The sequence below is a fragment of the Pseudomonas parafulva genome, from assembly GCF_002021815.1.
Classification (GTDB): Bacteria; Pseudomonadota; Gammaproteobacteria; order Pseudomonadales; family Pseudomonadaceae; genus Aquipseudomonas; species Aquipseudomonas parafulva_B.
In genome coordinates this window covers 3593996-3607577 of record NZ_CP019952.1, presented here as the reverse complement: position 1 = coordinate 3607577, position 13582 = coordinate 3593996, and the positions used below count along the sequence as shown (strand labels likewise).

Below are 13582 nucleotides of genomic sequence, written 5' to 3'. Positions count from 1 at the left end.
CTTTCCCATTCGCAGGTGTATCGTATTCGCCCTTCCTCATCAGCGCCCGCTGGTGAACTGTTTGTGCCGAACACGAGGTACCCGCTGCGATGTCCTTCACCCGTCGACAAATGCTCAAGGGCCTGACCGGCCTGGTTGTGGTTGGCCTGGGCGCGGGGGGCGCCGCGCGGTACTGGCTGGGCAAGGTCGAAGATGACAATGCCGGCCATGACTACGAGCTGATCGCAGCGCCGCTGGACGTCGAACTGGTCCCTGGACATACAACCGAAGCCTGGGCGTTCGGGCCCAGTGCCCCGGGGACCGAGCTGCGCGTGCGGCAGGGTACCTGGTTGCGCGTGCGCTTCATCAACCACCTGCCGATCGAAACCACCATCCACTGGCATGGCATCCGCCTGCCGCTGGAAATGGATGGCGTGCCGTATGTGTCGCAGTTGCCGGTCAAGCCAGGGGAGTATTTCGACTACAAGTTCCGGGTGCCCGATGCTGGCAGCTACTGGTACCACCCCCATGTCAGCAGCTCCGAGGAGCTGGGCCGGGGCCTGGTTGGCCCGCTGATCGTCGAGGAGCGCGAACCTACCGGTTTCAAGCATGAGCGCACGCTCAACCTCAAGACCTGGCATGTGGACGAGCAGGGGGGCTGGATGCCGTTCAGCATCCCGCGCGAGGCGGCGCGCAATGGCACCGCAGGGCGGCTGATCACCATCAACGGCCAGGCCGATGCCGTGACCGAGCTACCGGCAGGGCAGGTGGTGCGCGTGCGCTTGCTGAACCTGGACAACACCTGGACGTACCGCATCAACCTCAAGGGCAACTGCGAAGCGCGGATCTACGCGCTCGATGGCAACCCCGTCACCCCCCGGCCATTGGAAGATGACTACTGGCTGGGGCCTGGCATGCGCATTTGCCTGGCGATCCGCATTCCCAACGCCGGTGAAGAGATTTCCCTGCGCGACGGCTTCGTGCGCCTGGGCACCCTGCGCGCGGTGGCCAACCCGGATGCGCCCAGCGACTGGCCAGCGGCGCTGCCGCCCAACCCCATCGCCGAGCCGGACCTGGAAAACGCCGAAAAGCTCAACTTCAACTTCGAGTGGGCAGGTAAAGTGTCGGTCGGCACCGACCAGGGCAAGCCGCCGAGCCTGTGGCAGATCAACGGCCAGGCCTGGGACATCACCGACAAGACCTGCGCAGATCGCCCAATTGCAACGCTGACCAGGGGCAAGAGCTACATTTTCGAATTGAAGAACATGACCCAGTACCAGCACCCCATCCACTTGCACGGCATGAGCTTCAAAGTGATTGGTTCCAACCGGCATGACATCAAGGAGCCGTGGTTCACCGACACCTACCTGCTGGGCAAGAACGAGCGCGCCCAGGTTGCGCTGGTCGCCGATAACCCGGGCACCTGGATGTTCCACTGCCACGTCATCGACCACATGGAAACCGGCCTGATGGCCGCGATCGCGGTGGTCTGATGCGACCGCAGATCATCGACCGCAGCCACGACCAGACCTACATGCGCATGGCGTTGGCATTGGCCGCCGAGGGCGCACAGCTGGGGGAAGTACCGGTGGGCGCCGTGCTGGTGCAGGACGGCCAGGTCATCGGCCAGGGCTTCAACCGCCCGATCACCGACAGCGACCCCAGTGCCCATGCCGAGATGGTGGCGATCCGCGCCGCAGCTCGCGCGGTCGGCAACTACCGCCTGCCAGGCAGCACGTTGTACGTGACCCTTGAACCCTGCAGCATGTGCGCCGGTTTGATCGTGCATGCGCGGGTGATGCGCGTTGTTTTCGGCGCACCGGAACCCAAGGCGGGGATCGTGCAGAGCCAGGGCCAGTTCTTCGGGCAGGGTTTTCTGAATCACCGTGTGCTGGTGGAGGGTGGCGTGATGGCCGAGGCGTGCGGGCAAGTGCTCAGTGACTTCTTCAGGGCTCGCCGGGCCAAGCCGTGACGTGACCGGCTAAAGCGGCGGTGACTGCTCTGCCGGTTTAGCCTTGTTCACACCCGGGACATGCAGGTTGCCCTCTGCCACCTGGCCTTCGAGCTGAGGCTGGGTAACCCAGGTGAGAATGTCGTAGTAGCGGCGGATGTTGGCGACAAAGTGCACCGGTTCGCCGCCCCGTGCATAGCCGTACTTGGTCTGGCGGTACCATTGCTTCTGCGCCAGGCGCGGCAGCATCTTCTTCACATCCAGCCACTTGTTGGGGTTGAGCTTCTCGCGCTTGGCCAGGGTGCGCGCGTCTTCCAGGTGGCCGCTGCCGACGTTGTAGGCGGCCAGCGCGAACCAAGTGCGGTCGGGCTCCTGGATGCTGTCGTCCAGCTCGGCCTTGATCTTCATGAAGTACTTGGCGCCACCCTTGATGCTTTGCTTGGGGTCCAGGCGGTTGGAGACGCCCATGGCCTGTGCGGTGCGCTGGGTCAGCATCATCAGGCCGCGCACGCCGGTCTTGGAGGTGACTTCCGGCTGCCACATGGACTCCTGGTAGCCGATGGCGGCCAACAGGCGCCAGTCCACCTGCTCGACCTTGGCATAGCTCTTGAAATGCTTCTCGTACTTGGGCAAACGTTGCTGCAGGTGCTGGGCGAAGGTGTAGGCGCCCACATAGCCTAGTACATCGACATGCCCGTAATAACGGTCCTTCAGGCGCTGCAGGGTGCCGTTCTTCTGGGACTTGTCGAGGAATTCGTTCACCTCGTTCAGCAGGCTGTTGTCCTCGCCTGCGGCGACGGCCCAGCGCTGGTCGCGGGACTCGCCCAGGTCGAAGGCCACGCGCACGTTGGGGAAGTACACCTGGTTCATGGCCAGTTCGTTGGAGTCGACCAGGGTAAGGTCGATCTGCCCTTCATCGACCATGCGCAGCAAGTCCACCACTTCCACGGCATCGGATTCTTCGTATTGCAGGCCCGGGTACTGTTTTTTCAGCTCGGCCAGTTGATCGGCGTGGCTGCTGCCCTTGAGCACCATGATCTTCTTGCCGACCAGGCCTTGGGCGTTGGTCGGGCGCGAGCGGCCATTGCGGTAGATGACCTGAGGCGTCACCTCCAGGTAGGGGTGTGAAAACTTCGCCTGGGCCTGGCGCCGTTCGCTGCTGACAAGGCCGGCGGCTGCCAGCACCGGGCCGGACGGCTTGCCAAGTTCGTCAAACAGCTCGTCGAGGTTGTCGGCGGTCTCGATTTCCAGCTTCACGCCCAGGTCGTCGGCAAAATGCTTGACCAGTTCGTACTCGAAGCCGGTCTCACCGTTGCGATCCTGGAAATAAGTGGCCGGGCTGTTGCGGGTGATCACGCGCAGCACGCCGTCCTCCTTCACGCGCTCGAGGGTACTGGGTTTTTCAACGCAGCCACCAAGCAGCAGAAAGAGTCCGGTTGCGAAAAGCCATCTGGCGCAACGCTGGCGCAAAGCAGTGTGGGTGAACATAGGTTGCAGTATACGCAAAGGACTGGCCGTGCCATATCTCGACAACGGTTAGCTTGTCTGATAGCGCTTTTCAGGCGTTTGCTGTCTGATCGTGCAGTCCAGCGCTGTGTGCCAAGCCCGGTTGATGGGGTAAACCCTGTAACAGAGCACTCGGACCTCATTGTGCAAAGCCTGGACGGAGGTTGCCTGTGGGGCTGTATCAGCGTCTGGGCAAGGTGCATGAACCCCCGGAAATTTTGACCCGCAGGTCCGGTTCCGCCGCCCGGCAGCCCTGCGCTACAGCGGGTGCCGCAAGCGAACGAATTAGGCTAGAATGCACGGCCTCCAAGCACACCCCTTCTGAGGCTGTCCCGACGATGTTGATCCTGCGCGGCGCTCCTGCCCTTTCTGCCTTTCGCCACGGTAAGTTACTCGAGCAACTGAGCCAGAAAGTCCCCGCTGTTACTGGTTTGTATGCCGAATTTGCCCACTTTGCCGATACCGACGGCGAGTTGACCGCCGACCAGCAGCAGGTGCTGGGCCGTCTGCTCAAGTACGGCCCGAGCGTACCGGTACAGGAGCCCGCCGGTCGCCTGTTCCTGGTCGTGCCGCGCCTGGGCACTATTTCGCCCTGGGCCAGCAAGGCCAGCGACATCGCCCACAACTGCGGCCTGCAGTCGATCCAGCGCCTGGAGCGCGGCATTGCGTACTATGTGGCCGGTGACCTCAGCGACGCCGATGCCGAGCAGGTGTCGGCGCAGTTGCACGACCGCATGACCCAGCGCGTGCTGGGCCAGCTGGAGCAGGCCGCCGACATGTTCAGCCACGCCCAGCCAAGGCCCATGACGTCGGTGGACATCCTAGCCGGCGGCCGCGACGCCCTGGCCCAGGCCAACATCGACCTGGGCCTGGCACTGGCCGAGGACGAAGTGGACTACCTGGTCACCGCGTTCCAGGGCCTCAAGCGCAACCCCAACGACATCGAACTGATGATGTTCGCCCAGGCCAACTCCGAGCACTGTCGCCACAAGATCTTCAACGCCAGTTGGGACATCGACGGCCAGGCGCAGGACAAGAGCCTGTTCGGCATGATCAAGAACACCTACCAGATGCACAGCGAAGGTGTGCTGTCGGCGTACAAGGACAACGCTTCGGTCATCGTCGGCAACGTTGCAGGTCGTTTCTACCCGAACCCTGAAACCCGCCAGTACGGTGCGGTGCAGGAGCCGGTACACATCCTGATGAAGGTGGAAACCCACAACCACCCGACCGCCATCGCACCTTTCTCCGGTGCCTCGACCGGTTCGGGCGGCGAAATCCGTGACGAAGGTGCCACCGGCCGCGGCGCCAAGCCCAAGGCCGGCCTGACCGGCTTCACCGTGTCCAACCTGCGCATCCCAGGCTTCGAGCAGCCCTGGGAGCAGGCCTACGGCAAGCCTGAGCGCATCGTGGACGCCCTCGACATCATGATCGAAGGCCCGCTGGGCGGCGCGGCCTTCAACAACGAGTTCGGGCGTCCGGCCCTGACCGGCTACTTCCGTACCTTCGAGCAGTCCATCAACACCCCGCACGGTGAAGAAGTGCGCGGCTACCACAAGCCGATCATGCTCGCCGGCGGCATGGGCAACATCCGTGAAGACCACGTGCAGAAGGGCGAGATCACCGTCGGCGCCAAGCTGATCGTGCTCGGCGGCCCGGCCATGCTGATCGGCCTGGGCGGCGGCGCTGCCTCCTCGGTAGCCACCGGTGCCAGCTCGGCTGACCTGGACTTCGCCTCGGTACAGCGCGAAAACCCGGAGATGGAGCGCCGTTGCCAGGAAGTCATCGACCGCTGCTGGCAGCTGGGCGACGCCAACCCGATCGCCTTCATCCACGACGTCGGCGCCGGCGGCATCTCCAACGCCTTCCCGGAACTGGTCAACGACGGTGGCCGCGGTGGTCGCTTCGAGCTGCGCAATGTGCCCAACGACGAGCCGGGCATGGCCCCGCACGAAATCTGGAGCAACGAATCGCAGGAGCGTTACGTGCTGGCCGTCAGCGCTGTCGACTTCGAGCGCTTCAAGGCCATCTGCGAGCGTGAGCGCTGCCCGTTCGCCGTGGTCGGCGAAGCCACCGAAGAACAGCACCTGACCGTCACCGACAGCCACTTCGACAACACTCCGGTCGACATGCCGCTCGACGTGTTGCTGGGCAAGCCGCCACGCATGCACCGCTCGGTCACCCGCGAAGCCGAGCTGGGCGATGATTTCGACCCGAGCGAGCTGGACCTGGACACCGCTGTACAGCGCGTGCTGAGCCACCCGGCCGTGGCCAGCAAGAGCTTCCTGATCACCATCGGCGACCGCACCATCACCGGCCTGGTCGCCCGCGACCAGATGGTCGGCCCTTGGCAGGTACCGGTGGCCGACTGCGCCGTCACCGCCACCAGCTTCGATGTCTACACCGGCGAAGCCATGGCCATGGGCGAGCGTACTCCGCTGGCACTGCTGGATGCCCCGGCATCCGGGCGCATGGCCATCGGCGAAACCATCACCAACCTGGCCGCTTCGCACATCGACAAGCTGTCCGACATCAAGCTGTCGGCCAACTGGATGTCCGCTGCCGGCCACCCAGGTGAAGACGCGCGCCTGTACGACACCGTCAAGGCTGTCGGCATGGAGCTGTGCCCTGAGCTGGGCATCACCATCCCGGTCGGCAAAGACTCGATGTCGATGAAGACCAAGTGGAGCGAAGAGGGCGTCGAGAAGAGCGTCACCTCGCCGATGTCGCTGATCATCACAGGCTTCGCCCCGGTCACTGACATCCGCAAGACCCTGACCCCGCAACTGCGCATGGACAAGGGCGAGACCGACCTCATCCTGATCGACCTGGGCCGTGGCAAGAACCGCATGGGTGCCTCGATCCTGGCCCAGACCTACGGCAAGATCGCAGCCCAGGCGCCGGACGTCGACGACGCCGAAGACCTCAAGGCGTTCTTCGCCGTGATCCAGGGTCTTAACGCCGACGGTCACTTGCTGGCCTACCACGACCGTTCCGACGGCGGCCTGGTCACCACCGTGCTGGAAATGGCCTTCGCTGGCCACTGCGGCCTGGACTTGCACCTCGATCCGCTGACCGACAGCAAGGCCGACATCCCGGCGATCCTCTTCAACGAAGAGCTGGGCGCGGTCATCCAGGTGCGCCAGGACGCTACCCCGGACGTACTGGTCCAGTTCAGCGCCGCAGGCCTGGGTGAGCAGTGCGTGGCGGTGATCGGCAAGCCGGTCAACAACGCCGAAATCTCCATCAGCCTGAACGGCGAAGTGCTGTTCGATGACGACCGCCGCATGCTGCAGCGCCAGTGGGCTGAAACCAGTTACCAGATCCAGCGCCTGCGCGACAACGCCGATTGCGCCGATCAGGAATTCGACCTGCTGCTCGAAGAAGACAACCCAGGGCTGTCGGTCAAGCTTGGCTTCGATGTCAACGATGACATCGCCGCGCCCTACATCAAGAAGGGCGTGCGTCCGCAAGTGGCCATCCTGCGCGAGCAGGGCGTCAACGGCCAGGTCGAAATGGCGGCTGCCTTCGACCGTGCCGGGTTCGCGGCCATCGACGTGCACATGAGCGACATTCTTGCCGGTCGCGTGGACTTCGAGGCCTTCAAGGGCCTGGTTGCCTGTGGCGGTTTCTCCTACGGCGACGTGTTGGGTGCCGGCGAGGGCTGGGCCAAGTCAGCCCTGTTCAACAGCCGTGCGCGTGATGCCTTCCAGGCGTTCTTCGAGCGCAACGACAGCTTCGCCCTGGGCGTGTGCAACGGCTGCCAGATGATGTCCAATCTGCATGAGCTGATCCCGGGTACCGAGTACTGGCCGCACTTCGTGCGTAACCGCTCCGAGCAGTTCGAGGCGCGGGTGGCCATGGTCGAGGTGCAGAAGTCCAACTCGATCTTCCTGCAGGGCATGGCCGGTTCGCGCATGCCGATCGCCATCGCCCACGGCGAGGGCCATGCCGAGTTCGCCAGTGAAGAGGCCTTGCTGGAGGCTGATGTGTCCGGTTGCGTGGCGCTGCGTTACGTGGACAACCACGGCAAGGTCACCGAGGCCTACCCGGCCAACCCCAACGGCTCGCCTCGCGGTATCACCGGGCTCACCAGCCGCGACGGCCGCGTGACCATCATGATGCCGCACCCGGAGCGTGTGTTCCGTGCCGTACAGAACTCGTGGCGCCCGGATGAGTGGCAGGAAGATGCGGCGTTGATGCGCATGTTCCGTAATGCGCGGGTGTGGGTGAACTAAGGCGTGTACAAGCTCGCCTTCTTTGTTCCTGCCAGCCATGTTGAGGTGGTCAAGGCTGCTGTGTTCGCCGCGGGTGGTGGGCACATGGGTGATTATGACCACTGCGCCTGGCAGACCTTGGGCCAGGGCCAGTTTCGTCCGTTGGACGGCAGTTCGCCGTTTCTCGGACGGGCGGGTCAGGTCGAGGTGGTGGAAGAGTGGAAGGTGGAGCTGGTGGTGGCTGACGATCTAGTTGCCCAGGTTGTCGCAGCGCTCAGGCAAAGCCACCCGTACGAGACGCCAGCCTATGAGGTTTGGCGGCTCGCCGAGTTCTAGAGCGTAGCAAGGGTGCTCGCGGCGGTTCGACGCCTCGACACGCCCGCTCCCACTCGTATTTCACAGGTCCTGAACCTTGTGAGATCGCGTACCCCCTGCAGGAGCCTTGTGCCGCGAATGGGCAGCAAAGCGGCCCCTGTACGCTGGACGATCAGGCAGTCCCGATCTCCCCGCCATCATTGCGCTGAATCACCACCGTCGAAGCCCGCCGTCTCACCTTGGCCGCAGCCGGGGTAGCATCTGTAGCCTTGTCGGTATATGGCCAGTTCCCCGGGTGCTGAATGTTGACGAACAGCGTCTTGTTGTCCGGGGTAATGGCAATCCCGGTCACCTCGCAATCATTCGGCCCGACCAAGAAGCGGCGCAGGTCCACCTGATTCTGCGTATTCATCGGCATTCGCTTGTCGCTGGCTGCTACCAGGGAAGCAGTATGATTTCACTCGAACTGTCGTGGAAGTGTTTTTGCTGAGCGATGCGTTCTTGGACGAAGCGCGTCCCAAGACTGCGTCACTGCGCTAATCTGCTTGACAGCGCCACTGGATTGAAAAATTAAGTTTAGTGACGGATATAGTCATAAGGATCAGGTTGAATAGGTGTAACTCGAACCTCCCCGATAGTGTCTCTGATAAGTCTTCTTTCAAGGTAACTATGGGTTGCCAGCTGGGCGGCAACGCCGAGAGTAAGTGTGTTCGTCGCTTGATAGGTTAAAAGATTAGCTGCGGCTGCAATGGCTGCATTTTCTGCGCGGTTAATTATTAGGCTGGATAGGGGTTCTAGTACTTCGGCACTGTTAATAATCCTATTTCCAACACCTGCGACAAACTCGACGTCACCGATATCTACAGATACATGATATGAGTCCGGTGCTGGTGTGTGCCCGGCTCTATGCAGGATAAGTGTTAAATTTGGGCTCTGAGTGCGTTCGCCGCCGATACGTAGCTGTGCTCTATCCACAGAAATAGTTGGACGTTGACCAACAAGCCAATTTACTCCGCGCTTGATCCATTCCCACATTTTTCCACTAGGGTCATGCCGGTTGATGGGATCGTTCTGGCAATAGCAGTAGCCGTTAGGCCCGCCTTTGCCGAATGGAGACATAGTGTCAGCCTGGAGAAATCGCCTCGATCTGCTACTGTAGAGCCGGCGTCCATTGCCGAGAACATAACAGTCCAGCATTGTATCGAGCCGCTGCCCGCTGAACGTAATAAGATGTGTTGATGGGGCTGCGTGCAGAAAACCATAGGGTGAAAAGTTCTGTTGAGTGCCTGCAGGAATACCGCGCAATGCGGTGTTTGAATTGTCAGATTGCAAGAGTTGACTGCTTGTTGTTATTGCATCTGATTCGGCTAATGCAATGCCATTGGCCCAGAGCAGGCGACGTGGGCTGTCACTTACTTCGCAAGCCAGTTTAGGGCCTTGGAAGAAAAATTTTTTCTTTTTTGTCGGGAGCACTGTCGAACGCATATACGTAGCCCGTGGCGAAGTATGTGACTGGATGATTTACTACTGGCTCGCCTACGTCTACTAGCAGATTTATCAGGTGGTTTGACTGCTTCCAATGGAACTGCAGTTTCGAGGGGAAATGAAAGGGAGGCGCTCGCGAAGAATCCAACGCGGTGTATATGGCATCGGCTGTGTCGGTGTTCGCGGGCTGGCCCGCTTGTATGGTTAGACTTGAAGGGGTGGTGGGACGCTAAAGCCGATTCTGACTGTCAGCAGCAGTACAGCTGTGGGAGACATCGTCCCACCCCTTCAAGCCCTAGAACCATAACGTGAGGAGCCACCCATGGCAATGCAGGTAGATCGGTTAATCGTGGGTGTAGATGTCGCAAAAGCGGAGCTGGTTATTCATCACGACGACCGCGATGAAATTATCAAGATTAAAAACGCTAAGCCAGAAATCAAGAAGTGGCTCAAACAGCAAGCGGCCCACACGGCGATCGCCGTTGAGGCTACCAATGTCTACCACTTGGACTTGGTTGAACTAGCCCACGGGATGGGTTTTCAGGTTTATGTCGTCGACGGGTTCCAGTTAAGCAACTACAGAAAAGGTGTCGGGGGACGTGTAAAAACTGATCCATCTGATGCTCGACTACTATCCCGTTTCCTTAGGAACGAAGGCAACGAACTCCGGCCCTGGAGCCCCCCGCCGGCCGTCTACGGCAAGCTCCAGAGCCTGCTGCGGCGCCGGGCGGCTTTGGTGACTGCGCGCACTGCGATGACCCAAAGTTGGGCCAACGAAAATCTGCTTAGAGCCGCCTTCGAGACCTTTGTGAAGTCGATTGATCGGCTGGACCAGTTGATCCAAAAGAAACTGAAAGAAGTGCTGCGCGAGGCTGGATTGCAGGAGCAAGTTGCGCGCTGCCAGGCAGTGGAAGGAATCGGTTTTCTCACCGCCACCGCATTGGTAATGGCATTTGTGAGAGGTGAATTTAAGAGCAGCGACTCATACATCGCCTTTTTGGGGATGGACTTGAGAGTGAGCGATTCTGGGCAGAAGAATGGACGTCGCCGTCTTACCAAGCGCGGCTGCTCGGAGATCCGTCGTCTGCTTCATAACGCTGCGATGGCAGCCAGCCGATCGGCGGCATGGAAAGAACTTTATGAGAAACAGCGCACGGCAGGAAAAGCGACGACCCAAGCACTGGTGATTTTGGCTAGGAAACTTGCGCGGGTGGCGTTCGCCCTGATGAAAAATCAGGACGAATATGTCACCAGAAAGGGGAAACTGGCTTGCTGAAAACCATAGAATCTCCCACTTGGATGTAGAATGATATTCAAAAGGTGTATACGCTTTACATAAATATATCGAGTGTATAACTTGTTGCTGTTGCTGTTGCTGTTGCTGTTGCTGTTGCTGTTGCTGTTGCTGTTGCTGTTGCTGTTGCTGTTGCTGTTGCTGTTGCTGTTGCTGTTGCTGTTGCTGTTGCTGTTGCTGTTGCTGTTGCTGTTGCTGTTGCTGTTGCTGTTGCTGTTGCTTCTAAGCGCGCGGTAGTTCGGGCGCCGCAGATCGCGACTTCAGGAGGCCGAGCGCAGGGCTTGCGCAGGGAGGTGACAGGCATGGATGCCTGTCAAGCGCTGGGCCCCAGGATGGGGCCTGCAGCGCGGTCCTCCCGGGAGCAAGCCCGGAGCGAGGGGACCCCGGAGCGCAGCGCAGGGGCCGGATGATAGGAGCAGGCGGTTTTTGCTCACTTTTTGACAAGACAAAAAGTGAGCCGCCGTAAGGGCGGAAAGGTGACTGTGCGCCACCCGCGCTAATCAATATCAACTTGCTGCGCGCGCCCACGCTTTCAAGTTTCAAGTTTCTCAATAAAACTTAGAGCTTAGAGCTTAGAGCTTAGAGCTTAGAGCTTAGAGCTTGGAACTTGGAGCTCTGAACTCAGAACTTAAAACCGGATAACATAAGAACCCCCATCCAGAACCCAATCAACCCGTCCCAATCTCCCCCCCATCCTCCCGCTGAATCACCACCGTAGAAGACCGCGGCCGAACCCGCTTGCCCTCAAAAGCCCCCTCGGTAGCATCTTCCGAAACTGGCCAGTTCCCCGGATGCTGAATATTGATAAACAACGTCCTGTTATCCGGCGTAAACGCAATCCCCGTCACCTCACACCCATTGGGCCCCACGAAAAACCGCCGCACCCCCCCTTGGTTTTCCCCATTCACCGGCACCTGTCGCCCCGCCGCATCCACCAGCAGACCTGGAATCACCGCCAGCAGTTGGTCGTTGGTGTAGTCGGTAAGGGTGCTCTCGCCGTTGTCAGTCTCGAACCACAACACGCCGCGGCTATCGAAACTCATGCCGTCGGGGCTGGCGAACTGGTTCAGTTCGGTCAGGCCGGAACGGTTGATGTCGGCAGCACCAGCGGCGTTTGCGCCGAACACGAAGATGTCCCAGTTGAAGCTCAACTGGTCGTCGCTGTCGTGCCAGCGAATAATGTGGCCGTGGCGGTTCGGGCCGCGTGGGTTGGCCGCATCGACCTTTTCCGGGGTACGTGCACTGTTGTTGGTCAGGGTCAGGTAGACGTCGCCGTTCAGCGGGTTGACCGTCGTCCATTCCGGGCGGTCCATCGGCGTCGCGCCTACGGCATCGCCAGCGCCACGGGTGTTGAGGATGATGCCCGGCAGGTCACCATACAGCGCGCCCAGGGTGCTGCCCCCCGTGGTGGCGGTGGCCACGTCCAGCAGTAGCCATACACCAGTGCCATCGGCGTTGAAGCGGGCCACGTAGAGCTTGCCCTGGTCCAGATACTTGGCGCCGGTAGCGAGGCGGTCGGCCGGGTTGGCATCGGCGGCATCCCACACGGCGGTTGACACCCACTTGTACAGGTACTCGTTGTTCGAGTCGTCACCCATGTACCACACCAGCGGCTTGCCCGCGACCGGCAGGCTTGGGGCGCAGCCCTCGTGGCGGAAGCGGCCCAGCGCGGTGCGTTTGGTGGCCAGGGTGCTGCTGTTGTACGGGTCGATCTCGACGATGTAGCCGTAGGTGCTGGCTTCGTTGCGGTAGTCGTCGGTGGCGCTGGCGCCCTTGATGGTCACGTCGAAACGGGCAAACTCGTCGGCCTCTTCGGTGCTGTCACCGGCTGCGCTTTCCCACTTGTACTGGCCGGTGGAGGTGCCCACGCCAATGCGGCGCTGGTCTTCGGGGCGGGTGCCCTTGTTGACGAAGATGCCCGGCCAGTTCTCTTCACAGGTCAGGTAGGTGCCCCACGGGGTGTAACCGTTGCCGCAGTTGTTGTTGGTACCCCGGCAGTGAGTACCGGCGGTGGAGTACTTGGTCTTGACGTGGTCGGTGCCGCGCAGCGGGCCGGTGATTTCCATGCGCGAAGCCGTGGTGAAGCGGCGGTTCAGCGGGTCGTTGTCGACAACCTGCCAGCGGCCGCTGACTTTTTTCAGGCGCACCACGCCAGCCCCATGGGCGTTGATTTCTTTTCGCACTTCCTCGACCGGGCGCTTGCCGTTGACATCAGTGGTTGGGCCAGCCGGGTGCAAGGCTGCAGGGTCGATGTACTCGAAGTTGATGGCCAGCAAGCCATCATCCGAGCTGCCATTGATGGGGAAGAAATGCATGCCGTCATGGTGCATGCCCATGGCGTTGGCCTGATCGACAGAGGTATTGCTGCCGTCCGGCTTCCAGGGCGCGGCGTTCCGGTTAAGCGGTGTTCCCCATGGGGCCAGCACGCGTGCGCAGTAGCCCTTGGCAAGGGTGCACGCATCGGTGCGTGACCCAGGGATTGAGTCGAAGCCCAGCGCCAGCCCTGACCTGGCAGCGTTGCCGGTGACCGGCTCGCCAGGGCCGGCGGGCCTGCGGATATCAGCACCGCTGAAACAACCGCCCAGGCTGGTGCCGGCGATCAGGGTGACGGCGGCGGCCAGGCCGCCGCGCATCACACTGCGTCGGCTCAGGTAAATGTCCATGACGGTGGCCATGGCCGTGTTGGTGCTGGGGTTGCGGTCCAAATTGTCGCCGGTGTCACGACTCATCACATGTCCTTGCGTTGCAGAGTTCAGACCGCACTCTAGTGGGCGATTGTGACGTTTGGTTTGCAGAACCATGAGCGGACGTTGCAACCCTGTGGCGCATTTGAAG

General features: G+C 61.2%; 9 protein-coding genes and 1 pseudogene. 6 read left to right on the top strand and 4 right to left on the bottom strand.

The window, feature by feature from the left end; all coding sequences use genetic code 11:
- The first annotated feature begins 89 nt into the window (after positions 1-89).
- Both B2J77_RS16195 and tadA read left to right on the top strand, forming a co-directional pair.
- The gene (locus B2J77_RS16195) at positions 90-1472 is read left to right on the top strand and encodes a multicopper oxidase family protein (protein ID WP_058638582.1); all 1383 of its coding nucleotides are present in this window, start codon (positions 90-92) and stop codon (positions 1470-1472) included.
- Positions 1472-1951, top strand: coding sequence for a tRNA adenosine(34) deaminase TadA (tadA, locus tag B2J77_RS16190; RefSeq protein WP_078479016.1), 480 nt, complete (start codon positions 1472-1474; stop codon positions 1949-1951). Before B2J77_RS16195 ends, tadA begins: the two co-directional genes overlap by 1 nt.
- A gap of 9 nt (positions 1952-1960) precedes the next feature.
- Here the strand turns inward: tadA and mltF are convergent, their stop codons facing one another.
- Positions 1961-3418, bottom strand: a complete 1458-nt coding sequence (mltF, locus tag B2J77_RS16185) for a membrane-bound lytic murein transglycosylase MltF (protein WP_078479015.1) — start codon at positions 3416-3418, stop codon at positions 1961-1963.
- 356 nt (positions 3419-3774) lie between these two features.
- Between mltF and purL the strand changes: the two genes are divergently transcribed.
- Positions 3775-7674 (top strand): phosphoribosylformylglycinamidine synthase, encoded by a 3900-nt coding sequence (purL, locus tag B2J77_RS16180; RefSeq protein WP_058638580.1) that lies wholly within the window; start codon positions 3775-3777, stop codon positions 7672-7674.
- Between the two features lie 3 nt (positions 7675-7677).
- Positions 7678-7989, top strand: a complete 312-nt coding sequence (locus B2J77_RS16175; protein WP_058638579.1) for a hypothetical protein — start codon at positions 7678-7680, stop codon at positions 7987-7989.
- A gap of 151 nt (positions 7990-8140) precedes the next feature.
- Here B2J77_RS16175 and B2J77_RS16170 read toward each other — a convergent pair.
- Positions 8141-8410: pseudogene (locus tag B2J77_RS16170) on the bottom strand (alkaline phosphatase PhoX); the annotation flags it as partial.
- A 134-nt stretch (positions 8411-8544) separates the two neighbouring features.
- A complete protein-coding gene (locus B2J77_RS16165; protein ID WP_078479013.1) occupies positions 8545-9453 on the bottom strand; it encodes an RHS repeat-associated core domain-containing protein in 909 nt (302 codons plus the stop codon).
- Between the two features lie 322 nt (positions 9454-9775).
- Between B2J77_RS16165 and B2J77_RS16160 the strand changes: the two genes are divergently transcribed.
- Entirely contained in the window at positions 9776-10729 is a 954-nt protein-coding gene (locus B2J77_RS16160; RefSeq protein WP_058638577.1) for an IS110 family transposase, read from the top strand.
- An 81-nt stretch (positions 10730-10810) separates the two neighbouring features.
- Entirely contained in the window at positions 10811-10984 is a 174-nt protein-coding gene (locus B2J77_RS21665; RefSeq protein ID WP_153302515.1) for a hypothetical protein, read from the top strand.
- A 431-nt stretch (positions 10985-11415) separates the two neighbouring features.
- On the opposite strand, the gene B2J77_RS16150 is transcribed toward B2J77_RS21665, so the two are convergent.
- On the bottom strand, positions 11416-13476 hold the full coding sequence (locus B2J77_RS16150) for a PhoX family protein (RefSeq protein ID WP_078479012.1): 2061 nt from the start codon (positions 13474-13476) through the stop codon (positions 11416-11418).
- Between the last annotated feature and the right edge of the window lie 106 nt (positions 13477-13582).

Bases quoted from the DNA above. Each gene is read 5' to 3' on its own strand.
- B2J77_RS16195 (WP_058638582.1), top strand. From the start codon at position 90: ATGTCCTTCACCCGTCGACAAATGCTCAAGGGCCTGACCGGCCTGGTT.
- tadA (WP_078479016.1), top strand. From the start codon at position 1,472: ATGCGACCGCAGATCATCGACCGCAGCCACGACCAGACCTACATGCGC.
- mltF (WP_078479015.1), bottom strand. From the start codon at position 3,418: ATGTTCACCCACACTGCTTTGCGCCAGCGTTGCGCCAGATGGCTTTTC.
- purL (WP_058638580.1), top strand. From the start codon at position 3,775: ATGTTGATCCTGCGCGGCGCTCCTGCCCTTTCTGCCTTTCGCCACGGT.
- B2J77_RS16165 (WP_078479013.1), bottom strand. From the start codon at position 9,453: ATGCGTTCGACAGTGCTCCCGACAAAAAAGAAAAAATTTTTCTTCCAA.
- B2J77_RS16160 (WP_058638577.1), top strand. From the start codon at position 9,776: ATGGCAATGCAGGTAGATCGGTTAATCGTGGGTGTAGATGTCGCAAAA.
- B2J77_RS16150 (WP_078479012.1), bottom strand. From the start codon at position 13,476: ATGAGTCGTGACACCGGCGACAATTTGGACCGCAACCCCAGCACCAAC.